This is a genomic window from Streptomyces sp. NPDC107522, from assembly GCF_055657525.1.
In genome coordinates this window covers 63,685-84,846 of sequence record NZ_JBVKAU010000012.1, presented here as the reverse complement: position 1 = coordinate 84,846, position 21,162 = coordinate 63,685, and the positions used below count along the sequence as shown (strand labels likewise).

Here is a 21,162-nt window from a genome sequence, read left to right as displayed (position 1 = left end):
CCGCGACCGGCTACTTTGTCGGTACCGGCACCCGCCACACCAACGTCGTGCCGCCACCATCGGGGCTGCTCAACTGCAATTCCCCGCCCAACTGCCGCGCCCGCTCCGCCATGTTGCGCAGCCCGCTGCGCCGGCCGTCGGCCGGGACACCGACGCCGTTGTCGGTCACCGTGAGGCGGACCTGGTGGGAATCGGCCGTCAGGACGATGTCCGCACGGTCGGCGCGGGCGTGCCGCGCGATGTTGGTGAGTGCCTCGGAGAGTACGGCCACCAAGTGGTCGGCGATCTCGCGCGGCACCCAGGTCTCCACCAACCCCTCCATCCGCACACTCGGCGCGAAGCCCAGCACCGGTGCCGCCTCGCCCACGATCCGCACCACACGCGCCCGAAGCCCGGCCTCGCCGGCGCCTTCCCGCGAACGCAGTCCGAAGATCGTCGACCTGATGATCTTGATGGTCTCGTCGAGGTCGTCCACCGCGCGCACCACGCGCTCGGAAGCCTCGGGATGCTCGATGAACCGGCCCGCGCTCTGCAGGGTCATGCCCGTGGCGAACAGCCGCTGGATCGCGAGGTCGTGCAGGTCGCGGGCGATGCGGTCGCGGTCCTTGAGCACGGCGACCTCCTCGGCGTCCGCGCGCCGCTCCGCCAGTTCCATCGCGATCGCCGCCTGTGCCGCGAAGCCCTTCAACGGTTCGATCTCCTTACCGGAGAACACCGTCCGGCCGGTCTCGCGGACCAACAGGACGACGCCCCGGAACCCGCCGGAGTCCGTTCCGATCGGTACGGCGACGGCCGGTCCGAGCCCGGAGAAGTGGGCGAGGGCTGACGACACCCGTTCGTCATGTGACACATCGGTGCTGGTGACGGGCGTGCCGGAGGCGAACGCCTCGCCGATCAGACTGCCCTCCCTGGGGATCACCAGAGCCCGGTGCGTGTCCGCGTCCGGCCCGACGGCGAGTTCCACGGCGAGCGAGTCGGTGTCCTGCACGGGCATCGCGACCAGAGCCAGGGCCGCTCCGGTGATCTCCCGGGCCCGGTCGGCGATCAGTCCCAGGACCGTGCCGCGCTCGCCACCCGACATCAAGGTGTGGGTGATCTCCGCGTTCGCACGCAACCAGCGCTCCCGCAGCCGGGAGTCCTCGTACAGGCGGGCGTTGTCGATCGCGACTCCGGCCGCCACGGCCAGGGTGGACAGGACCGACTCGTCCTCCTCGTCGAACTGCGCTCCGCCCCGCTTCTCGGTCAGGTACAGGTTGCCGAAGACCTGGTCGCGCACCCGGATGGGAACGCCGAGGAACGTGTTCATCGGCGGGTGGTTGGGCGGGAAGCCGTACGAGGCCGGGTGCTCGGAGATCTTCCCCAGGCGCAACGGCTCGGGACGGCGGATCAGCTCGCCGAGGATGCCATGTCCCTCCGGGAAGTGGCCGATCCGGCCGATCTGGTCCTCGGTGACCCCGACCGTGTGGAAGGCGGAGAGCCGCTTGCCATCCGGTCCGATCACGCCGAGGGCGGCGTACTCGGCGTCGACCAGCACCGCGGCGGCCTCGACGATGCTGCGCAGGGCCTGTTCCAGATCCAGCTCGCGGCCGACGGACAGCACCGCCTCCAGCAGGCTGTGTACCCGGTCACGGGTACCGCGGGCCGCGTCCAGCCGTGCCTGGAGCTCTTCGAGCAGCTCGTCCAGCCTCAGCTGCGGCAGCCGTACGCGGGCTTCCCACGGCTCCTCGGGGCTTCCCACCTGCGTCTCCTCCGGTCACCTGGGCGGGCGGGCACCGGCCGCTCCGGATATGGGTCACGCTACCGGTCCACGGCGCGTGAGGGTATGGCATCGGATCCAGCGGTACGTGGTCCGGTGGCCGCCCTCGCCGGGCACCACGCCTTCACGGCTCGGCAAGGACCGAACCGAAAAGCCGAACCGAAGGGCCGGGCGAGACCGCCGAGCCCTAGGAGCGCAGCGTCATGGCCCCGCCTCACCGTTCGAGACGATCGACCTGGACGGCGTGGGCCGTCTGGTCCACATCGGGGCCCATCGGCCCTTGGAACGGGTCGTGGCCCGGGAGACAGTGGAGGCAGGAGCGGCACCGATCCCCCGCGGTGTCGCTCCGCCCGCAAGCAGACCAAGCGCAGACCGAGCCACGCGCCAGACAGTGAGCAACGCACCTCAACGGAAGTCAGTCATGGTCCACGACGACAATCGGCCGATCCTGGCAGGACCTCGCCGCCGCATCGAGCTCGACGGTGCCGAGGCGCTGCGGCTGCTCGGCAGCGTGTCCCTGGGGAGGATCGTCTTCACCCGGCACGCGCTGCCGACCGTGCGCCCGGTCAACCACGCTCTGGACGGCGGTGACATCGTCATCCGCACCCATGAGGGCGCTGCCCTGACCTCGCACGCCCAGCGGGCCGGGGACCCGGGTGTCGTCGTCGCCTACGAAGCGGACGCCATCGACCCGCAGACGCATCTCGGCTGGAGTGTGGTGGTGACCGGGTACGCCCGGCTGGTGACCGATCCCGACGACCTGGCCCGCTGTCGAGCGCTGGTGCGGCCGTGGGTGGAGCAGGCCATGGACCAGGCGATCCGCATCCGGACGGACCTGGTCACGGGCGTCCTGCTCAGTGCAGACGGCAGCTCGGACGAGGCCTGAACGACGCCCGAGCGGCACATGCGAGAGGTACCGGTCAGCCGCCGGGAACAACGACAACGGCTCGGTGCGATGGGCGAGGAGAGCGTACGCGACCGGCCCGGGCGGGCTCCGTGGTGGATCCGATGACGACGGCTTCCTTGGAGGACGCCGGACCGGCCTGGTCCAGGCTCTGGTCCAGCTGTCCGCGAGAGCCGGGCCGGTGGTCGTGGGACGGGGCTCAGGGGGCGAGCCGGAGCCGGTCGCGCGGCGCTGCTGCGCGAAGCCATGTGCCCCGTCGCCCTGGTGCCCTCTTGGCAAGCCTCGAACTTCTCAACAAGCCCTCGAGAAACGACCCTGGTGCCCGCTGTCCCGGTACCAGGGTCGTCCGCTTCGTCGGCTAATCACCAGCCGTGAGCTCGGCGGCTACACGCCTCGCCCACTCCTCGATCGCGGTGAAGTCCCGGAAGTCTCCGCCTTTCCCTGAGCGCAGGATCATCCCGGCCACCCACCCCTTCGCACCGTCCTCCAGGCAGCCTCCGAAGGTGATGTGCTCCCTGGCTTCCAGTCGCACCATGGCCTTCTTCACCCCGGGCACCGGCGGGATGTCCCGCTCGGAGGCCGAGGGGTCGAGAGGGCCGCTGCTGAAGAGCCAGAGCGGCCGTTCGGCGAGATCCCGGCCGTGCCGCCGGACGAAGCGGCGAGCGTCCTTGTGCCAGCGTCCGGCGTACAGTCCGCCGCCGACGACGACGGCGTCGTACGAGGACACGCTCGCCACGGTCCGGGCGGGCACGGCATCAGCCGTGAGCCCGTCCTTGCGCAGGACGTCGGCGATGGCTTCGGCGATCTGCGCGGTCGATCCGTTGGTTGTTCCGTAGGCCACCAGCACGTTGCCCGTCATGGTGGTCCACCTCCTCTCAGAGCCGGCGCAGCCAGTCGTCGGCCACGCCCTGCAGTGCCGGCTCGTCGGGCCGCTGCTTCGTGTCGTCCAGGCTCCAGGTGAGCCGGCTGACCACTGAGACCACGCCGTCGATCTGGCGGGTCATCGAGACAGCGATGTCCGTCTCGCTCTTGCGTTCCGTCCGGCCGCTGAGGGTGACGACCCCTTCCGCGACGGAGACCTCGATGCTGGGCGGTAGCAGCCACAGTGCGCGTATCAGGACCTCCTGGACGATCTCGTCGCGGATCTCCCTGTCGGGGCGCAGGAAGACCTGGAGCAGGTCGCGCCGGGTGACGATGCCGACCAGGCGGTCCGCCTCGTCGAGGACGGGCAGCCGTTCCACGCGCCGCTGGGCCATGGTCCGGGCGGCCTCGATGATGGTGTCGTCGGCGTGCACGGTGACCGGGGGTGCGGTCATCAGCTGACCTGCGGTGCGGGCTTTGGCCTTCGCGGCCTGCTGCCGGGCGCTGCGCGTCATGTCGGCCAGTCGGAAGCGGCGCTTCGGTTCGTAGGGGTGGGGAGTCGCTGCTTGGCGCGCCATCAGGTCCGTTTCGGAGATGACGCCGATCACCTTGTCGTCTTCGTCGACGACGGGCAGTCCGCTGATCCGGTGGCCGGCGAGCAGCCGCGCGACCTCCTTGAACGGGGTGCCGTACTCGGCCCGGACGACGTCACTGGTCATCACGGAGCCGACCTTGTTGTGCTTCATGGCTGGTCCTCCTCAGCGCAGGCGGCGCAGACAGGGGTCGTGGGGCCGACGCGGCAGCAGGCGGACACGTGCGTCGAGCACGGTGACCCGGCCCGGTGTCGCAAGGACTGGGTTGCAGCCGGCCTGGGCGAGCTGCGTAAGGTCGGCCGCCTTCGCACTTCGAGCATCCAGCGGATCGGCGAGGGGGCCCATGGGCTGTCCGGGTATACCCGGGGCCGGTCGGCCCAGCGTCTGCCGCTGGGTGGTCCCTGGTGCGGCAAAGGGCCGGTGATCGGCGGCACCGGCCCTCTCGAGCTGCGTCAGGCCTCGGCCACGAGGGCCCTGAGGTCGAGGAGCCGGTTGGTGTAGCCCCGCTCGTTGTCGTACCAGCCGAAGACCTTGACCAGGGTTCCGTTGGTCTGCGTGAGAGCCGGGTCGCAGACGCCGAAGGCGGGGTCGCCGATGACGTCGCGGGAGACGATCGGCGCCTTGGAGATGCGCAGGATGCCGTAGAGCAGTCCCTCGGCGGCGCCTGTGGCGAACGCCTCGTTGATCTCGTCCACGCTCGCCTCACAGTTCAGGAGGGTGTGGCCGATGCAGCCGAAGCGGTTGACGCCGACGCGTACGGTCATGATGGCGAACCCCTTCCGGGAGCAGGCTGGTTCAGGCGTTCCAGGCCCAGTCGGCGACCTCGGGCAGGTCGGTGCCGTGCTCGCGGATCCAGTCGTGGTGGCGTGCGCGGGCGTCGGCCATCTGCTGCCGTACGGCGGCGGCGCGCACCGCGAGGCCGGGGACCCGGTCGATGACGTCCATGACGAGGCGGTAGCGGTCGAGGTCGTTGCGGACGACCATGTCGAACGGTGTGGTCGTGGTGCCGGACTCCTTGTAGCCGCGCACGTGCAGGTTCGGATGGCCGGTGCGGCGGTAGGCGAGGCGGTGGATCAGCCAGGGGTAGCCGTGGTAGGCGAAGATCACCGGCTTGTCCGTCGTGAACAGGCCGTCGTACTCGAAGTCGGTCATGCCGTGCGGGTGCTCCTCGCGCGGCAGCAGCCGGGTCATGTCGACGACGTTGACCACGCGCACGGCCAGGCCGGGCAGGTGACGGCGGAGCAGTTGGGCGGCGGCCAGCACCTCCTGGGTGGGCACGTCGCCGGCGCAGGCGAGGACGACGTCCGGTTCGCCGCCGTTCTCGGTGCCGGCCCAGTCCCAGATGCCGGCCCCGCGCGCGCAATGGGCGCGGGCGGCGTCCATGGACAGCCAGTCGAAACAGGGCTGCTTGCCGGCCACGATCACATTGACGTAGTCGCGGCTGCGCAGGGCGTGGTCGGCGACGGAGAGGAGCGTGTTGGCGTCCGGCGGCAGATAGACCCGTACGACTTCGGGGCTCTTGTTGAGGACGTGGTCGACGAAGCCGGGGTCCTGGTGGGAGAAGCCGTTGTGGTCCTGGCGCCACACGTGCGACGTGAGCAGGTAGTTCAGGGAGGCGATCGGGGCGCGCCACGGCAGCTCCCGCGACGTCTTCAGCCACTTGATGTGCTGGTTGACCATGGAGTCGACGATGTGGACGAAGGCCTCGTAACAGGAGAACAGCCCGTGCCGGCCGGTGAGGAGATAGCCCTCCAGCCAGCCCTGGCAGGTGTGCTCGGAGAGGATCTCCAGCACGCGGCCGTGCCGGTCCAGATGTTCGTCGACGGGAAGGGTGCCTGCTTGCCAGGCCTTTCCGCTGGCGTCGAAGACGGCTTGGAGCCGGTTGGAGGCGGTCTCGTCGGGGCCTACGATCCGGAAGTCCCGGCGGGAGCGGGTGTCGTTCATGACCTGTTCCAGGAGGTCGCCGAGGACCCTAGTCGGCTCGTGCAGGGTCGTGCCCGGCTTGTCGACGGGTACGGCGAAGGAGTCCAGAGCGCGGATGGGCAGGTCACGCACGAGGAGTCCGCCGTTGGCGTGCGGGGTGGCGCCCAGCCGTCGGGAGCCTTCCGGAACGCAGGCGAGGACGTCGGCGACGGGGCGGCCGTCCGGGTGGAAGAGCTCCTCGGGGCGGTACGAGCGCAGCCACGCCTCCAACTGCCGCAGGTGCTCCGGGTGTTCCCGTACGCCGGCCAGCGGCACTTGGTGGGCACGCCAGGTTCCCTCCACCTGCAGTCCGTCGACCTCGGCGGGGCCGGTCCAGCCCTTCGGCGTGCGCAGGACGATCACCGGCCAGTGCACGCGCTCGGTGACGCCGTCGTCGCGGGCGGAGCGCTGCATCAGGGCGATACGGTCCAGTGCCTCGTCGAATGCGCGCGCCATGGCACGGTGGACGGCGACGGGCTCGTCGCCGGTGACGTGGAGCGGCTCGTATCCGTATCCCCGCAGGAGCTGGTCGAGTTCGGCCTCCGGCAGCCGGGACAGCACGGTCGGGTTGGCGATCTTGTAGCCGTTGAGGTGCAGGATCGGCAGGACCGCGCCGTCATGGACCGGATCGAGAAACTTGTTGGAGTGCCAGCAGGCGGCCAGCGGTCCGGTCTCCGCCTCGCCGTCGCCGATCACACAGGCGACCAGCAGGTCCGGGTTGTCGAAGGCGGCGCCGTAGGCGTGGGCGAGCGAGTAGCCGAGCTCGCCACCCTCATGGATGGACCCCGGGACCTCCGGCGCGACATGGCTCGGCACACCGCCGGGGAACGAGAACTGCCGGAACAGTTGCTCCATGCCTTCTGCGTCGCGTGAGACGTCCGGGTAGATCTCGCTGTAGCTGCCGTCCAGCCAGGACCCGGCGAGCACCGACGGCCCGCCGTGCCCGGGACCCCACACGCACAGCGCGTCGAGTTCGCGCGCCTTGATGACGCGATTGAGGTGCGTGTACACGAGGTTCAGCCCTGGTGAGGTGCCCCAGTGGCCGAGCAGCCGCGGCTTGATGTGCTCGGGCGTGAGGGACTCGGTCAGCAGCGGGTTCGCCAGCAGATAGATCTGGCCCGCGGCGAGGTAGTTTGCGGCCCGCCAGTGGGCGTCCAGGGTGCGCAGTTCGTCGTCGGGGAGTTCGGAAAGTGCGGTGGCGTTCTGGTGTTCCACCTTGGACATAAGGAGACTCCGGAAGTCGTCGATTCAGCTCGCAGGGCCGGTGAAACCGGCAGTTCAGCCGCATGTCGGTGACCCTGCCGCGCAGGGCGTCCGTGCTCGAATGCTCACTGCCGCTCCGGCACGATGGCGACCGGACAGGCCGAATGGTGCAGCACCCCGTGGGCCACCCGGCCCAGCTGAAGCCCGAAGTGCCGGTGCCGACGCTCGGCGCCGATGACCAGGAGGTCGGCACCGCGCGAGGCGTCCGCGAGGACGCTGCGTGTGGTGCCCTCGACCGCACGGCGGTGAGTTTCGACATCGGCGCAGACGTCGTGCAGCGCCTTTTCCAGTACCTCCACGGCCTGCCGCTCATGCATCCGGGCGGGTTCCCCGGCGAGCAGAGGGTGGTCCGTGGTCTCGTGCGCGGGGCACCGCCAGGCGCGAACGACCTCCAGGACCGCGCCTCGCCGCCGCGCCTCGTCGGAGGCGAAACGCACAGCGGCCGGAGTCGTCCGCCTCTCCCCGACGCCGACGACAACGCGACCGTGCGGCCCCGACCGGACCAGGTTGTCGTGGCTGCCGCGGACGACGACCATCGGGCAGTGCGCGTGCCCGGCGACGGTGAGACTCACCGACCCCAGCAGCGCCTCGGTGATACCGCTCCGGCCGCGGGTGCCCGTCACGAGCAGGGCGGCGTTGCGACTCTCGCGCACCAGGGCGTACTCGGGTTCCTCGGGAAGCGTGTCGGTGGAGATCTTCACGTCGGTCTGCCGGCGCTGGGCACGCAGGGCGGCGGTCTCCACGATGTCCTCGGCCCGCACTTGCTCGGACGGCTTGCCCAGGTCCTGGGCGAGCGCGGCACCCTCGTATCGCTCCCACAGCGAGGCGTACACCAGCCGCAACGGCACCCCGCGCAGTACGGCCTCGTCGGCCGCCCAGTCGACGGCCCGCAGGCTGGGCTCGGAACCGTCCACGCCGACGACGATCGGCAGGTCCATCGCCCTCACCGTCCCACACCGAGGTCGAAGACGATCCGGGCCTTGACCTGGCCGCGCAGCACGTCGTCGATGGACTCGTTGACGGAGCTGAGCGGGCGGGTCTCGCAGATGACCCGGGTGCGGCCGGCCGCGTGCAGTCGGAAGACCTCGGCGAGGTCCTGCCGGGTGCCGACGATCGAGCCGATCACGCTCGTCCCGTTCAGGACGGTGTCGAAGATCGGGAGCTCGATCGTGCCGTGGGCGGGCAGAGCGACCATCACGAGCTTGCCGCCCCGCCGCAGCCCGGAGTTGACGGCCATGAACGCGGCCTCGTTCACCGCGAGCGCGATGGCCGCGTGCGCGCCGCCGTGCCGCTTCAGCACCTCGCCCACATCGTGCTTGCGGGCGTCGATGACGAGGTCGGCGCCCAGTTCGGCGGCGAGTTCGAGCTTCTCGTCGGTGACGTCGACGGCTGCGACGGTGGCTCCGGCGATCTTCGCGTACTGCACGGCCAGGTGACCGAGCCCGCCGATCCCGGAGATCGCCACGAGCTGGGTCGGCCGTACGTCGGCGACCTTGAGCGCCTTGTACGTGGTGACGCCGGCGCAGGTCAGCGGGGCGGCGTCGACAGCGGGGACGCCCTTCGGCACCGGCTGGGCGAAGTCGGCCCAGGCGAGCATCTTCTCGGCGTGGCCACCGTCGCAGCCGTAGCCGGTGTTGATCTGCTGCTCGCACAGCGTCTCCCAGCCGGACAGACAGTGCTCGCACCGGCCACAGGCCCTGCCGAGCCAGGGAACGGCGACCCGCTGCCCGACGCTCAGGTGAGTGACGCCGTCGCCGAGCTTCTCGACCAGGCCGACTCCCTCATGGCCCGGCACGAAGGGCGGGTTGGGCATGACGGGCCAGTCGCCGTGGGCGGCGTGGATGTCGGTGTGGCACAGCCCGGAGGCCTCGACCCGGACGCGGACCTGACCGGCGCCGGGCTCGGGGTCGGGGCGGTCCTCGATGACCAGGGGCTCGCCGAAGGCTCGTACGACTGCTGCCTTCATGGTTTCTGCTCCTTGAGGGACGGTGGGTCAGCCGTGCGGGACGACGGCGACGGGAGCGGTGGCGTGGTGCAGGACGGCGTGGGTGACGGGACCGATGTGGGAGCCGAACGCGCTGCGGCGGATCCGACGGCCCACGACGACCAGGGAGGCTTCGCGGGAGGCGTCGACAAGATGGCTGCCGGGCGTGCCGAAGTGGGATTCCGCGGTGACCTCGACTTCCGGGAACTTCTTGCGCCACGGGCGTATGACCTCGGTCAGGGCAGTGGTGTCGCCCCGTGCCAGGGCCCCGTGGAGTTCGAGGTCCGCGGACAGGCCGTAGGCGTAGTACGGAGGCGGGTTCCAGCCGTGCACGACCCGCAGGGAGGTCCCACGACGGGAGGTGGCGGCGAACGCGAACTCGATCAGTTCCTCGTCCGGACTCTCGATGTCGAGGCCGAGGACGACAGGCCGGAATGCGGTCGCGGCGGACGGGATGCCTGCGGGGTCCATCTCGTGTTCGTCGGCGGCCTGCTGGTCGGCGCGGACCAGGACGACCGGCCGCTCGGCGTGCGCCACGACGGCGAGTCCGACCGAGCCGACCATGAAACCGCCGATGCCGCTCAGTCCCCGGGAGCCGAGAACAAGCAGTTCGGCCTCCTTCGCCAGGTCGGCCAGCACTTCGGCGGGCCGGCCGGTCTGCTGCTCGATGATCACGTCGAGGCCGGGGTGACGCACCCGGATGCCCTCGGCCGCTTCGCGGGGGATCCGGTCGATCCAGTGCTGCTGGGTCTCGGCGCCGAGGAGCGGTGCCTGCGCCATGCGCGCCGGTACGGGCTCCCAGACGTGGACCAGCTTCAGCGGCAACCCGAGCAACTGTGCTTCGCGGGCCGCCCACTCGGCCGCCGCGCGGCTCTCACGTGAACCGTCGAGGCCGACGGTGACGCTGAGGGTGATGGTGCGGGTCATGATTCCACCTCCGGAACCGGTGGTCCCGAGTCGAGCTTCGTCTTCGGACACAGCCCCATGGCAGGGGCCGCAAGGTCCCTGCAAGGGGCCGACCGGCCCTGACCGGTCCGGCGTGGTGCGGTAGTCCCAGCGCCGGCCCACCGCACCGGCCATGGTGGTGATCCCTTCAGCGAGATGGGGGACGGTCGGTCGGTGTCCGCCGCCGCTCACTCTCGCCGTGGCCGGGCGGTGGCCGCCGGATGCCGAAGGTCCGTGGCCGTAGGGCTGAACGGCCCTGTCGTCATGACCCGTTGGGGTCGTCCACGCCTTGGCGGCGTACCCCGCCGACTCGAGAAGAAGCCGCTGCCGAAGCTCGGAGCCGGGTGGGCCCCCTCCAGGGGCCGGGTGGCCCATGTCCCGTCGGCGGCTGCGGGCAGACGCTGGCGGTGGAAGCACCTGCACCCGTCGGGAGGCACACCATGATCAGTACCCCCACGCCCAGCACGCTGCGCGCCCTGCCCGCCGAGCACCGGGAGCGACTCATGCGCGTCGCCCGCGAGGTGTCCTTCCCGCAAGGGACACGCCTGTTCGAGGAAGGCGGCAAGGCCGACCGGTTCTGGATCATCCGCACGGGCACCATCGAGCTCGACATGCACGTGCCCGGCCGCCGCCCGGCCGTCATCGAGACCCTGCGGCACAACGAACTCGTCGGCTGGTCCTGGCTGTTCACCCCGCACGTCTGGCACCTGGGCGCCGAGGCAACGACCTTGGTACGGGCGTACGAATTCGACGCCACGGCCGTCCGCTCGATGTGCCGGGAGGACCCGGCCATGGGCCACGCCGTCACCCGATGGGTCGGTGACGTGCTCTCCCACCGCCTCCGTTCCGCCCGGACCCGGCTGCTGGATCTGTACGCCCCGTACGGCTCCGGCAGCTACGTCTGAAGGTGCCCGCGAGCGGAAGAGACCGAGGGAGCCACCATGTACAGCACCCCGCACCTCGTCAGTGACGTCATGACCCACACGGTCACCGCCGTCGGACGCAGGGCCACCTTCAAGGAGATCGTGCAGCTGATGCAGGACTGGAAGGTCAGCGCCCTGCCGGTCCTGGAAGGCGAGGGTCGCGTCGTCGGCGTCGTCTCAGAGGCCGACCTGCTGCCCAAGGAGGAGTTCCGCGACAGCGACCCCGACCGCTACACCCAGCTCCGCCGCCTGTCCGACCTGGCGAAGGCCGGCGCGATCACCGCGGAGGAACTGATGACCTCCCCTGCGCTCACCACCCGCCCCGACGCGACGCTCGCCCAGGCCGCCCGGACCATGGCGCACGCCAAGGTCAAGAGGCTGCCGGTGGTCAATGAGCTGGGCATGCTGGAGGGCGTCGTCAGCAGGGCCGACCTGCTCAAGGTGTTCCTGCGCGGTGACGACGAGATCGCCGAGGAGGTGCGGCGCGAGGTGGTGGCCCACCTCTTCCCGTCGCCGGGCTCGGCGCTCCGGGTCCAGGTGCACGATGGAGTGGTGCACCTGGCTGGACGTGTCCGGGACACGTCTCTGGTCCCCGTGGCCGCCCGTCTCGTGCGCGCAGTGGAAGGGGTCGTGGATGTGGACTTCGAGCTTCAGGGCCGCACAAGCGTCGCCGGGTCCGGCGACTCGTCGAACGCGACAGCCGCGGGAAGCCCGACTCCGGTCCAGCGGGTTCTGGACGGCTCGTAGAGGGGCGGGCCACCCGCGTGATCTTGGATTTCGACCGGGACACGACCGAGGCCCGCTGAACCATGGCCGTTGGGCCGTTCGGGGCGCATCTCGCAGCCGATGGGGCCGGACGGCCCTGGTGCATCCGGCTCCGGCGGGCAATGATCGGCATCACGGGCAGTCCGTGGTCCGCGGACCGTGAGCCATCGGGAACAAGGGGCCGTCATGACCGAGACACGCACCTTCACGGAGCAGAACCCGATCCGCGTGTTCCTGCTGGACGACCACGAAGTCGTACGACGGGGCCTGACGGACCTGCTCGACGCCGAGCCGGACATCTCGGTGGTCGGCGACGCGGGCACCGTCGAGCACGCGCTGGTCCGCGGGCCGGCGCTGCGCCCACACGTCGCCGTACTCGACGTACGCCTCCCGGACGGCGACGGCATCACGGTCTGCCGCGAGCTGCGCAGCCGGATGCCGGAGCTGGCCTGCCTCATGCTGACGTCGTTCGACGACGAGGACGCCCTGCTCGACGCCATCATGGCCGGGGCCTCGGGCTACGTCCTCAAGCAGATCAGAGGCTCCGACCTGGTCTCGGCGGTCCGCACAGTCGCCTCGGGCCAGTCCATGCTGGACCCCGCCACCACGGCCCGCCTGATGCGCTCACTGCGCGCCGACCCCGCCGAGACGCCGACCATCGCACCCGAGCTGGCAAGCCTGTCGCCCCGCGAGCGTGACATCCTCGCCCTGATCGGGGACGGCCTGACCAACCGCGAGATCGGCAAGAAGCTCTACCTGTCCGAGAAGACGGTCAAGAACCACATCTCCCGCCTGCTGGCCAAACTCGGCGTCCAGCGCCGCGTCCAGGCCGCGGTCCTCGCCTCGCACCTGGAGCAGCCCGGGACGAGCGAGCGCCGAAGGCCGTGACCCCAGCCGTGGCACGGACCGCTGCCTGGAGTCACTGGTGGGACCGGTGGGACATGCCATCGTGCAGCGGAAGGAAACGACGTGGAGATCATCGCGTACGGAGTCTTCGCCGACGAGAGGCCGCTCCTGGAGGAAGCATTCAACCGGGCATTCAACCACCACGAACTGCGATGCCTGCAGCTGTTCCTCAACCGGGACTCCGCGCCCACCGCGGCCGGCCGCGAGATCGTACTCAGCAGCGTCAACGACACCCTCGACGCCGAGGTACTGCGGCACCTGGCCAAGGGCGGGACGAAGTTGGTCGCCCAGCGGGCCACCGGCTACAACAACATCGACCTGACCGCGGCACGGGAACAGGGCCTCACGGTGGCCAGGGTGTCCTACTACTCGCCCCACTCGGTGGCCGAGTTCGCCTGGGCCCTCGCCCTTGCCGTGAACCGCCGGATCGTCCGGGCCGCGCACCGCACCCGTGAGTTCGACTTCCGCCTCGACGGGCTGATGGGCCGCGACCTGCACGGCCGCACCGCGGGTGTGGTGGGCACCGGCAAGATCGGGACGGTGTTCGCCCGCATCGCCCACGGCTTCGGCATGCGCCTGCTGGGCTGGGACATCACCCAGAACCCCGACTGCCTGGCCCTCGGCATGGAGTACGTCCCACGCGAACGGCTGTTCGCCGAGTCCGACCTGGTCAGTCTGCACGTACCGCTGCTGCCGGACACGCATCACCTGGTGGACGCCAGGATGCTCGGGCTCATGAAGGAGGACGCGGTTCTGATCAACTCCAGCCGCGGCGGCCTGATCGACACCGACGCCCTGCTGACCACCCTGCGCACCGGTCGCCTCCGCGGCGTGGGCCTGGACGTGTACGAGGAGGAGGCCGGGGTGTTCTTCCTCGACAAGTCCTTGGAGGTGATGACCGACGAACGCCTGGCCCGGCTGATGACTTTCTCCAACGTACTGGTCACCTCCCACCAGGCGTACTTCACCCGGGACGCCGTCGGCCAGATCGCCGAGACCACCGTGCGCAACATCGAGGACTACTTCGCCGACCGTACGAGCGACAACACCCTCGTCCCCCCGGGCCTCGGATGAGGCGGGCAGACGGTACGCGGGGCGTTCCCCGCTGAGCACATCCGCAGCACCCTCCACGACCGGGCCGTCGGCTCACCCCTGACATGGTCCTCGGCCCCGGGTCTGCCCCAGGCCGATGGTGTCGCTGAGTACACCGGGCGATACGGGTTCTGCGCCCAATGTGGTCAAGCCGCCGTCTCCGTAGCTTCTTCCGCAGGGCACAGGGAGTGCCGGACGGAGAGTGATGACGATGTTTCGCGCAGGCTCGCGACGCACGCACGACAAGGGACCCGCCGCCGAAGCGCTCCGGCTGGTCAAGGTCGCCAAGACCTACGGAGCGCACGACAGTGCGGTGACCGCGCTGGACGGGATCACGCTGGGGCTCGGGCGGGGCACCTTCACCGCGGTGATGGGGCCGTCGGGTTCCGGCAAGACCACGCTACTGCACTGCGCGGCGGGCCTGGACCGGCCCGACAGCGGCATCGTGCGCGTGGACGGCACCGAGCTGACGGAGGGCGGCGAGGCCGAGTTGACGAAGTTCCGGCGCGGGCGGATCGGGTTCGTGTTCCAGCAGTACAACCTGCTGGAGACGCTGACCGTCGCGCAGAACACGGTGCTGCCGCTCAAACTGGCCGGGCAGCGCGTCGACCGCAGGCGGGTCAGGGAGGTCCTGACGTCCGTCGGTCTCGGCGACCGGCTCGGGCACCGCCCGGACCAGCTGTCCGGCGGTCAGCGGCAGCGCGTCGCGATCGCCCGGGCCCTGGTGACGGAGCCCCGGGTGATCTTCGCGGACGAGCCGACGGGCGCCCTGGACACCCGCAGCGCACGCGATGTGCTGCGGCTGCTCCAGCAGGCGGTGCGGGTGCACGGCCGGACCGTCGTGATGGTGACCCACGACCCGGTCGCCGCCTCCTACGCCGACTCGGTGCTGTTCCTGGCGGACGGCCGGCTGGCGGGCCGGATGGACGCGCCGACCCCGGACGCGGTGGCCGAGCGGCTGGCGCACCTCGGCGACGACGTGACGCTGGGGGTGTGAGCGATGTCCCTGCTGGCCATGCGGTCGATACGGCACCGTCCCGGGCGGTTTCTCGCCACTCTGCTGTGCGCGTTCCTGGGCGCCGCGATCATCATGACGTTCAACTCTCTGCACGACACGGCGGCGCAGGACGGCGTCGACTCGACCAGCGCGGAGACGCTGTCCCTCGCGGCGGGCGTCGTCGGCGGCTACGGCACCCTGCTGGTGTTCTTCGCCGTCGCCTCCGCCCTGACGGTCAACGTCCGTCAGCGCGCGGCCGAGTTGGAGTTGCTGCGCTGCTCGGGGGCGACCCCGGCACAGCTGAAGCGGATGGTCGTGGGTGAGGCGGTGGTCGTGGCCCTGGTGGGCGCGGCGCTGGCGATCGGCTCGGCGATGCTGGGCGGTCGGGCACTGCTGGAGATGTTCCAGGACAGCGGGCAGGTCGCCGAGTCCGTCGACCACTCCTTCGGCCCGATCGCGCTCATGACGGGCATCGACATCACGCTGCTCGCGTCGGCGGGCGCCGCCTTCCTCGCCGTACGGCGGGCGACGCGCGGGCACGAACGGCGGGGCGGGGCACGGAAGTTCCTCGCATACGCCGCGCTGCTCACCGGTGCGGTGTCCATCTCCTCCACCTTCGTCTTCTCGGCGACGGACGAGGCCCTGATGGCGCCGCCCGCCTACGGGGCGATCCTGCTGTCGGTGGGCTGCGCGCTGATGGCGCCGCGGTTGCTGGAGGGCGTACTGGACCGGCTGCCGCTGAACGGGGCGAGCGGCTGGCTGGCGGTGCGGAATCTGCGGGAGCGGGCCGGTCATCTGGCCGGGATCCTGATGTCGCTGATCCTGTTCACGGCGGTGGCCACGGCCACGCTCACCATGCAGGCGGTGGAGAGCGACGCCGTCGAGGCCTCGGGGCTGACGAAGTCGATCGACGCCAAGAACCTCGAGACGCTCAACTTCACGGTCGTCGGCATCATCGTGGTGTTCGTCTGTGTGATGCTGGTCAACTCACTGTATGCCGCGACGAGTTACCGCGCCCGGGAGTTCGGTCAGCAGCGGCTGGCCGGGGCGACTCCGGGCCAGGTGCTCGGGGCGGTCGGCGCCGAGACGCTGATCCTGACCGTCACGGGAGTGCTGTTCGGGATGGTGGCCGCGCTGGCGGGGATCGTGCCCTTCACCGTGGTCCGCAGCGACGGGGTGCTGCCGGGCGAGTTCTACGGCATCGGGGGCACGGTCGTCGCGATCGCGGCGGCGGTGACGCTGGGCACGAGCCTGGTCACGGCGCGGCGGATGCTGCGGATTCCGGCGGTCGGGGCGGTCGCGGTGGCGTCGTGAGAACGACCCGCACGATGAGGGCGGTCGCTTCGGCGGCCGCCCTGTTCACCGCACGCCGCCGGCATCGAGCAGCGCCGTGACCGTGGTGGTCACCAACCCGTCCAGCGTCTCGATCCGGGCACCGGCACGGGCGCTCGCCCCGTCGAACACCAGCATCAGCTGACGGGCGAGCAGCTCCGGATCCCGCGCCCCGCCCTCCTCGGCCTGCGCGCGGAAGAAGCCCTTCAGCCACTCCTTCGCCCCATGGGCGACCACACTCGCCGGATGTTCGAGGTCCTTCAGCTCGACCAGCGCGGCCAGATAGGGGCAGCCCTGGTACGCGGGCTCAGCAGACGCCTTCTCCAGCCGTGCGAAGACCTGAAGGATCCGGTCGCGGGGCGTGCCGGTGTCCTGCGCGGTGGGCACCAGCTGGGCCCCGTACTCCGGAAGCCGTCGCTCCAGGCTCGCCGCGAGGACCTCGTCCTTGCTCGCGAACAGCTGGTACATGGACCGCTTCGAGACCCCGGCGGTCCGGCAGAGCGCCTCCACGCCGACGGAGACGCCCTCGCGGTAGAAGAGCTCGGCCGCGGCGTCGAGAAGCCGGTCCCTGGTGGACGCCTTGTCTGATGTGGCCATACGGGCGAGGTTACCTCGCCACGAGGCGACAGGAAACCGATCGGTCTCCCCCCTTCCGATCCCCGGGACCCCCGTGACAACATCGCTGAACAAGCGCTTAGATAGGTGCTCTGACCGTCCCGACCGTCGCCGCCGACCTGGAGGCCCCGTTGTTCACATCCGTCGACGACGTCTCCGCACGCCTGGCCGAGACCGGCTATCTCGCCTCGCCCGCGGTCGCCACGACCGTCTTCCTCGCCGACCGCCTCGGCAAGCCGCTCCTGGTCGAGGGCCCGGCGGGAGTGGGCAAGACGGAGCTCGCCAAGGCCGTCGCCGAGGTCGCCGGGGCGCGGCTCGTGCGTCTGCAGTGCTACGAGGGGGTCGACGAGTCCCGGGCGCTGTACGAGTGGAACCACGCAAAGCAGCTCCTGCGCATCAGCGCGGGCCGCGACGAGACGTGGGACGAGACGAGCACGGACATCTTCAGCGAGGAGTTCCTGCTCACGCGCCCGCTCCTGACGGCCATCCGCGGCGACGACCCCAAGGTGCTCCTCATCGACGAGACCGACAAGGCGGACGTCGAGGTGGAGGGCCTGCTCCTGGAGGTGCTCAGCGACTTCCAGGTCACCGTCCCGGAACTGGGCACCATCACCGCGACGCGCAGGCCCTTCGTCGTCCTCACCTCCAACGCGAGCCGCGAGCTGTCCGAGGCGCTGCGCCGCCGCTGTCTCTTCCTGCACATCGGCTTCCCCGACGAGGAGCTGGAGCGCCGGATCGTACGGCTGAAGGTGCCGGGGCTCGACGAGGCGCTGGCCCGCTCCGTCGTGCGGGTCGTGGGCGCGCTGCGGGCGATGGACCTGCGGAAGGTGCCGTCGGTGGCCGAGACCATCGACTGGGCGCGCACACTGCTCGCGCTCGGCGCCGGCACGCTGGACGAGACGGTCGTGCAGGCCAGCCTCGGAGTGCTCCTCAAGCATCAGGACGACGTGCTCAAGGCGACCGCCAAGCTCGACCTGGACGCCCTGTGACCACGCCCGCGGGCGTCGCGGAGCGGCTGACGTCGCTCGTGGGCGCACTGCGCGAGCACGGCTTCCGGATCGGTACGAGCGAGACGGTGGACGCGGCACGGGCGATCGAGGTGCTCGGCCTCACGGACCGGGAGCGGTTGCGCGAGGGGCTGGCGGCGACGCTGTTGCACGGCACCGGCGGGCGGCAGGTGTTCGATCCGGTCTTCGACCTGTACTTCCCGCGCGGCGTCGGCGCGCCGGAGCAGCAGGCCGCGGGGCGGGAGGCGCTGCGGGACCGGCTGGCGGCCGCGCTCACCGCGGACGACCGGGCGATGATGGCCCGGTTGGCGGTGGAGGCGGTCGACGGCTTCGGTGGCTACGGTTCCTCACCGGAGTCGGACGGCTGGTCGTCGTACCAGACGCTCGAACGGCTGCGCCCGCAGACCCTGCTCGCCCGTGTCCGGGACAACATCCGTACCCAGGGCGGCAGTTCGGGGTTCGCCGACCGGCTACTGGAGGACGAGATCCGCCGGCGCATCGAGGCGTTCCGGGCACTGGTGGCCGCGGAGGCGCGGCGCCGGGTCGCCGAGCGGCGCGGACGGGACGAGATCGCCCGGCGGGCGGTGAGTCCGACCGCCGACCGGGTGGATTTCCTGTTCGCCGGAAAGGCGCAACTGTCCGAGCTGCGCAGGGCGGTCCAGCCGCTCGCCCGCAAGCTCGCGACCCGGCTCGCGGCCCGTCGCCGCCGGGCCTCCCGGGGCACGATCGATCTACGGCGGACGCTGCGCGGTTCCCTGTCGACGGGCGGGGTGCCGATGAGGCCGGTGCTGCGCCGACGGCGGCCCGTCCGCCCCGAACTGGTGCTGCTGTGCGACGTGTCCGGCTCGGTGTCCGGCTTCTCGGACTTCACGATGCTGCTGGTGCAGGCGCTGCACGACCAGTTCAGCAAGGTGCGGGTGTTCGCCTTCGTCAACCGGATCGACGAGGTGACCGGACTAGTCCAGCGCGGCACGGCCGACCCGGAGGGGCTCGGCGCCCGCATCCAGGCGGAGGCCACGCTCACCGGCTATCACGGAAGCAGCGACTACGGCTTGGCGCTGGGCGAGTTCGCGGAGCGGTACGGCGACGCGGTCGGCCCGCGCACGACCGTGTTCGTGCTCGGCGACGCCCGCACCAACATGAGCGATCCGAACCTGCCGGCCGTGCGGCAGATCGCCGAACGGGCGCGCCGCGTCTACTGGTTGAACCCCGAGCAGAGCTCCCGCTGGGGCACGGGCGACTCCGTCGCGCCCGCGTATGCCGAGCTGGTCGAGATGCACGAGTGCCGCACCGCCCGGCAGCTCAGCGCCCTGGTGGCGCGACTGCTGCCGGTGTGACGGGCCGCGGATCCGCCGCGATCGGACGACGAGCTGCGGATCCGCCGCGATCAGGCGGCGAGCTGCGGATAGAGGGTGGCCGGATCGGCCGACAGCCCGGCCTTGACCTGCCGCGAGATGTCGTCGGCCAGGACCTCGTAGGCACCCGACGCGATCCCGTCGAGGGCCTGGGCCGCGACGCTCTCGGCGGTGGACTTGGGCGCGTCGATGCCGGCGGTCAGGTCGGTGTCGACGTATCCGACGTGCAGGCCGGTGACGTCGATGCCGCGCGGCTTCAGGTCGAGGCGCAGGGAGTTGGTCTGCGACCAGAAGGCGGCCTTGGAGGCACTGTAGGAGCCGGCGAGGCCGATCCACGACAGCACCGAGTGGACGTTGAGGATGTGGCCACCGCCGTTGCGCTCGATGACGGGCACGAAGGCCCGGGTGACCAGGAGCGGTCCGTAGAAGTTGGTCTCGAACTCCCGGCGGACGTCGTCGACGGGTGAGTCGAGGAAGTTCGCGTTCACCGACGCGCCCGCGTTGTTGATCAGCAGGGTGACGTCCTGCGCCTGCTCGGCGGCCGCCGCGACCGAGGCGGGGTCGGTCACCTCCAGGGCGAGCGGCACCGCGTCGGGGTGTGTGACAGTGCGCGGGTCACGGGCGGTGGCGTACACCTTCTTCGCACCGCGCTCGTAGAGGGCGGCGACCAGCGCGCGTCCGATGCCGCGACTGCCGCCGGTGACCAGGGCGACGGAGCCTTCGATGGTGGTCATGAGTCTCTCCCAGTGGGGCCGAGCCGAGGGAAACCGATCGGTTTCCATTGCGTGGGAGCCAGCGTAAACCGATCGGTTTCCTGGGGGCAAGGTAAGGGCCCGTCCGGGACAAAATCAGGGTTCGCCCCCGATATGCGGTCCCGCGCGCCTTCCGTACGCTCGCCACAACCAGAGGGGGACGCCATGAAGGCAGTGGTTCAGGACCGGTACGGCTCGGCGGACACGCTGGAGTTCAGGGACATCGACAGGCCCGTGCCGGCTGCCGGCGAGGTGCTGGTGCGGGTGCACGCTGCATCCGTCAACGCGTACGACTGGCACTACATGCACGGCGACCCGAAGCTCGCGCGCGCCGTGTTCGGGTTCAGCAGGCCCAAGGCGCGTGTCCGGGGCCGGGATTTCGCCGGGCGGGTGGAGGCGGTGGGCAGGGGGGTCAGCGGGCTCAAGCCGGGTGACGAGGTGTACGGGGAGGCCGACGGCGCGTTCGCCGAGTTCGTGTGTGCCAAGGACGGCATGGTGGGCCCGAAGCCGGCCAACCTGACCTTCGAGCAGGCCGCCGCGATACCGCTGGCGGGGAACACCGCCCTGATCGGCCTGCGCGACGTGGCGGGGGTGCAGCCCGGCCAGACGGTCCTGGTCAACGGCGCGTCGGGCGGGGTGGGCACGTTCGCGGTGCAGCTCGCCAAGGCGTACGGCGCGGAGGTGACCGCGGTGTGCAGCACGAGGAACGTCGACCTCGTCCGCTCTCTCGGCGCGGACCACGTCATCGACTACACGCGCGAGGACTTCACCGGCGGCGGCCGGCGCTACGACGTCGTTCTGGACCTGGTGGGCAACCACTCGCTGGCCGGCCTCCGGCGCGCGGTCACTCCCACCGGCGCGCTAGTGCTGTCCGGCGGTGGGGTGTACGAGGGCGGCAGCGTCTTCGGACCGATGGCGCTCTTCTTCCAAAGGCGGCTGGCGGCACCCTTCACCCGCCGGCGGATGCTCGAACTCGCGGCCAGGCAGACCAAGGCGACCCTCGCTGCCCTGCGCGAGCTCGCCGAGTCCGGCAAGATGACCCCGGTCGTCGAGCGGACGTATCCGCTCAGCGAGGCGGCCGAGGCCATCCGGTACCTGGAGGTGGAGCACGCGCGCGCGAAGATCGTCGTCACCGTGTGACGAGCCGGCG

19 protein-coding genes and 1 pseudogene are annotated in these 21,162 nt (G+C 70.8%); 10 read left to right on the top strand and 10 right to left on the bottom strand.

Features of this window, described 5'->3' with window-relative positions; all coding sequences use genetic code 11:
- Positions 1-10: 10 nt before the first annotated feature.
- Positions 11-1,738, bottom strand: a complete 1,728-nt coding sequence (locus ACZ7L6_RS31025; RefSeq protein ID WP_471929592.1) for a sensor histidine kinase — start codon at positions 1,736-1,738, stop codon at positions 11-13.
- A 439-nt stretch (positions 1,739-2,177) separates the two neighbouring features.
- On the opposite strand from ACZ7L6_RS31025, the gene ACZ7L6_RS31020 reads away from it, so the two are divergent.
- A complete protein-coding gene (locus ACZ7L6_RS31020) occupies positions 2,178-2,642 on the top strand; it encodes a pyridoxamine 5'-phosphate oxidase family protein (protein ID WP_471929590.1) in 465 nt (154 codons plus the stop codon).
- Positions 2,643-3,018: 376 nt separating this feature from the next.
- On the opposite strand, the gene ACZ7L6_RS31015 is transcribed toward ACZ7L6_RS31020, so the two are convergent.
- From ACZ7L6_RS31015 to ACZ7L6_RS30985, 7 genes and pseudogenes are all read right to left on the bottom strand, one after another.
- A complete protein-coding gene (locus ACZ7L6_RS31015; RefSeq protein WP_471929588.1) occupies positions 3,019-3,519 on the bottom strand; it encodes a flavodoxin domain-containing protein in 501 nt (166 codons plus the stop codon).
- Between the two features lie 16 nt (positions 3,520-3,535).
- A complete protein-coding gene (locus tag ACZ7L6_RS31010) occupies positions 3,536-4,267 on the bottom strand; it encodes a CBS domain-containing protein (protein ID WP_471929586.1) in 732 nt (243 codons plus the stop codon).
- Positions 4,268-4,566: 299 nt separating this feature from the next.
- A pseudogene (locus tag ACZ7L6_RS31005) lies at positions 4,567-4,830 on the bottom strand (type I glyceraldehyde-3-phosphate dehydrogenase); the annotation flags it as partial.
- 79 nt (positions 4,831-4,909) lie between these two features.
- Positions 4,910-7,300 (bottom strand): phosphoketolase family protein, encoded by a 2,391-nt coding sequence (locus tag ACZ7L6_RS31000; protein WP_471929584.1) that lies wholly within the window; start codon positions 7,298-7,300, stop codon positions 4,910-4,912.
- Between the two features lie 104 nt (positions 7,301-7,404).
- Positions 7,405-8,277 carry a universal stress protein gene (locus ACZ7L6_RS30995; protein ID WP_471929582.1) on the bottom strand — a complete coding sequence of 291 codons (873 nt, stop codon included), beginning with the start codon at positions 8,275-8,277 and terminating at the stop codon, positions 7,405-7,407.
- Positions 8,278-8,282: 5 nt separating this feature from the next.
- A complete protein-coding gene (locus ACZ7L6_RS30990; protein WP_471929580.1) occupies positions 8,283-9,305 on the bottom strand; it encodes a zinc-dependent alcohol dehydrogenase in 1,023 nt (340 codons plus the stop codon).
- Between the two features lie 27 nt (positions 9,306-9,332).
- Complete coding sequence (locus ACZ7L6_RS30985) at positions 9,333-10,250, bottom strand: universal stress protein (RefSeq protein ID WP_471929578.1); 918 nt, start codon at positions 10,248-10,250, stop codon at positions 9,333-9,335.
- A gap of 458 nt (positions 10,251-10,708) precedes the next feature.
- Between ACZ7L6_RS30985 and ACZ7L6_RS30980 the strand changes: the two genes are divergently transcribed.
- The 6 genes from ACZ7L6_RS30980 (at position 10,709) to ACZ7L6_RS30955 (ending at position 16,265) form a co-directional block, all read left to right on the top strand.
- A complete protein-coding gene (locus tag ACZ7L6_RS30980; RefSeq protein WP_471929576.1) occupies positions 10,709-11,173 on the top strand; it encodes a cyclic nucleotide-binding domain-containing protein in 465 nt (154 codons plus the stop codon).
- Between the two features lie 36 nt (positions 11,174-11,209).
- Positions 11,210-11,938 (top strand): CBS domain-containing protein, encoded by a 729-nt coding sequence (locus tag ACZ7L6_RS30975; RefSeq protein ID WP_471929574.1) that lies wholly within the window; start codon positions 11,210-11,212, stop codon positions 11,936-11,938.
- Positions 11,939-12,142: 204 nt separating this feature from the next.
- Positions 12,143-12,844 (top strand): response regulator, encoded by a 702-nt coding sequence (locus ACZ7L6_RS30970; protein ID WP_471929572.1) that lies wholly within the window; start codon positions 12,143-12,145, stop codon positions 12,842-12,844.
- 81 nt (positions 12,845-12,925) lie between these two features.
- Positions 12,926-13,936, top strand: coding sequence for a 2-hydroxyacid dehydrogenase (locus tag ACZ7L6_RS30965; protein ID WP_471929570.1), 1,011 nt, complete (start codon positions 12,926-12,928; stop codon positions 13,934-13,936).
- A 223-nt stretch (positions 13,937-14,159) separates the two neighbouring features.
- Positions 14,160-14,951 (top strand): ABC transporter ATP-binding protein, encoded by a 792-nt coding sequence (locus ACZ7L6_RS30960; RefSeq protein ID WP_471929568.1) that lies wholly within the window; start codon positions 14,160-14,162, stop codon positions 14,949-14,951.
- Positions 14,952-14,954: 3 nt separating this feature from the next.
- A complete protein-coding gene (locus ACZ7L6_RS30955) occupies positions 14,955-16,265 on the top strand; it encodes an FtsX-like permease family protein (RefSeq protein ID WP_471929566.1) in 1,311 nt (436 codons plus the stop codon).
- A 45-nt stretch (positions 16,266-16,310) separates the two neighbouring features.
- Here the strand turns inward: ACZ7L6_RS30955 and ACZ7L6_RS30950 are convergent, their stop codons facing one another.
- Entirely contained in the window at positions 16,311-16,880 is a 570-nt protein-coding gene (locus ACZ7L6_RS30950) for a TetR/AcrR family transcriptional regulator (protein ID WP_471929564.1), read from the bottom strand.
- Positions 16,881-17,029: 149 nt separating this feature from the next.
- Between ACZ7L6_RS30950 and ACZ7L6_RS30945 the strand changes: the two genes are divergently transcribed.
- A complete protein-coding gene (locus ACZ7L6_RS30945) occupies positions 17,030-17,887 on the top strand; it encodes an AAA family ATPase (protein WP_471929562.1) in 858 nt (285 codons plus the stop codon).
- Entirely contained in the window at positions 17,884-19,242 is a 1,359-nt protein-coding gene (locus ACZ7L6_RS30940; protein WP_471929560.1) for a VWA domain-containing protein, read from the top strand. The genes ACZ7L6_RS30945 and ACZ7L6_RS30940 overlap by 4 nt, the downstream gene beginning before the upstream one ends.
- A 50-nt stretch (positions 19,243-19,292) precedes the next feature.
- Here ACZ7L6_RS30940 and ACZ7L6_RS30935 read toward each other — a convergent pair whose 3' ends face one another.
- Positions 19,293-19,994 carry an SDR family oxidoreductase gene (locus ACZ7L6_RS30935; protein ID WP_471929558.1) on the bottom strand — a complete coding sequence of 234 codons (702 nt, stop codon included), beginning with the start codon at positions 19,992-19,994 and terminating at the stop codon, positions 19,293-19,295.
- 183 nt (positions 19,995-20,177) lie between these two features.
- On the opposite strand from ACZ7L6_RS30935, the gene ACZ7L6_RS30930 reads away from it, so the two are divergent.
- Positions 20,178-21,152, top strand: coding sequence for an NAD(P)-dependent alcohol dehydrogenase (locus tag ACZ7L6_RS30930; protein ID WP_471929556.1), 975 nt, complete (start codon positions 20,178-20,180; stop codon positions 21,150-21,152).
- Positions 21,153-21,162: the final 10 nt, after the last annotated feature.

Bases quoted from the DNA above. Each gene is read 5' to 3' on its own strand.
- ACZ7L6_RS30950 (WP_471929564.1), bottom strand. From the start codon at position 16,880: ATGGCCACATCAGACAAGGCGTCCACCAGGGACCGGCTTCTCGACGCC.
- ACZ7L6_RS30995 (WP_471929582.1), bottom strand. From the start codon at position 8,277: ATGGACCTGCCGATCGTCGTCGGCGTGGACGGTTCCGAGCCCAGCCTG.
- ACZ7L6_RS31000 (WP_471929584.1), bottom strand. From the start codon at position 7,300: ATGTCCAAGGTGGAACACCAGAACGCCACCGCACTTTCCGAACTCCCC.
- ACZ7L6_RS30960 (WP_471929568.1), top strand. From the start codon at position 14,160: ATGACGATGTTTCGCGCAGGCTCGCGACGCACGCACGACAAGGGACCC.
- ACZ7L6_RS30935 (WP_471929558.1), bottom strand. From the start codon at position 19,994: ATGACCACCATCGAAGGCTCCGTCGCCCTGGTCACCGGCGGCAGTCGC.
- ACZ7L6_RS30955 (WP_471929566.1), top strand. From the start codon at position 14,955: ATGTCCCTGCTGGCCATGCGGTCGATACGGCACCGTCCCGGGCGGTTT.
- ACZ7L6_RS30980 (WP_471929576.1), top strand. From the start codon at position 10,709: ATGATCAGTACCCCCACGCCCAGCACGCTGCGCGCCCTGCCCGCCGAG.
- ACZ7L6_RS30975 (WP_471929574.1), top strand. From the start codon at position 11,210: ATGTACAGCACCCCGCACCTCGTCAGTGACGTCATGACCCACACGGTC.
- ACZ7L6_RS30990 (WP_471929580.1), bottom strand. From the start codon at position 9,305: ATGAAGGCAGCAGTCGTACGAGCCTTCGGCGAGCCCCTGGTCATCGAG.
- ACZ7L6_RS30930 (WP_471929556.1), top strand. From the start codon at position 20,178: ATGAAGGCAGTGGTTCAGGACCGGTACGGCTCGGCGGACACGCTGGAG.
- ACZ7L6_RS30970 (WP_471929572.1), top strand. From the start codon at position 12,143: ATGACCGAGACACGCACCTTCACGGAGCAGAACCCGATCCGCGTGTTC.
- ACZ7L6_RS31015 (WP_471929588.1), bottom strand. From the start codon at position 3,519: ATGACGGGCAACGTGCTGGTGGCCTACGGAACAACCAACGGATCGACC.
- ACZ7L6_RS31020 (WP_471929590.1), top strand. From the start codon at position 2,178: ATGGTCCACGACGACAATCGGCCGATCCTGGCAGGACCTCGCCGCCGC.
- ACZ7L6_RS30985 (WP_471929578.1), bottom strand. From the start codon at position 10,250: ATGACCCGCACCATCACCCTCAGCGTCACCGTCGGCCTCGACGGTTCA.
- ACZ7L6_RS31010 (WP_471929586.1), bottom strand. From the start codon at position 4,267: ATGAAGCACAACAAGGTCGGCTCCGTGATGACCAGTGACGTCGTCCGG.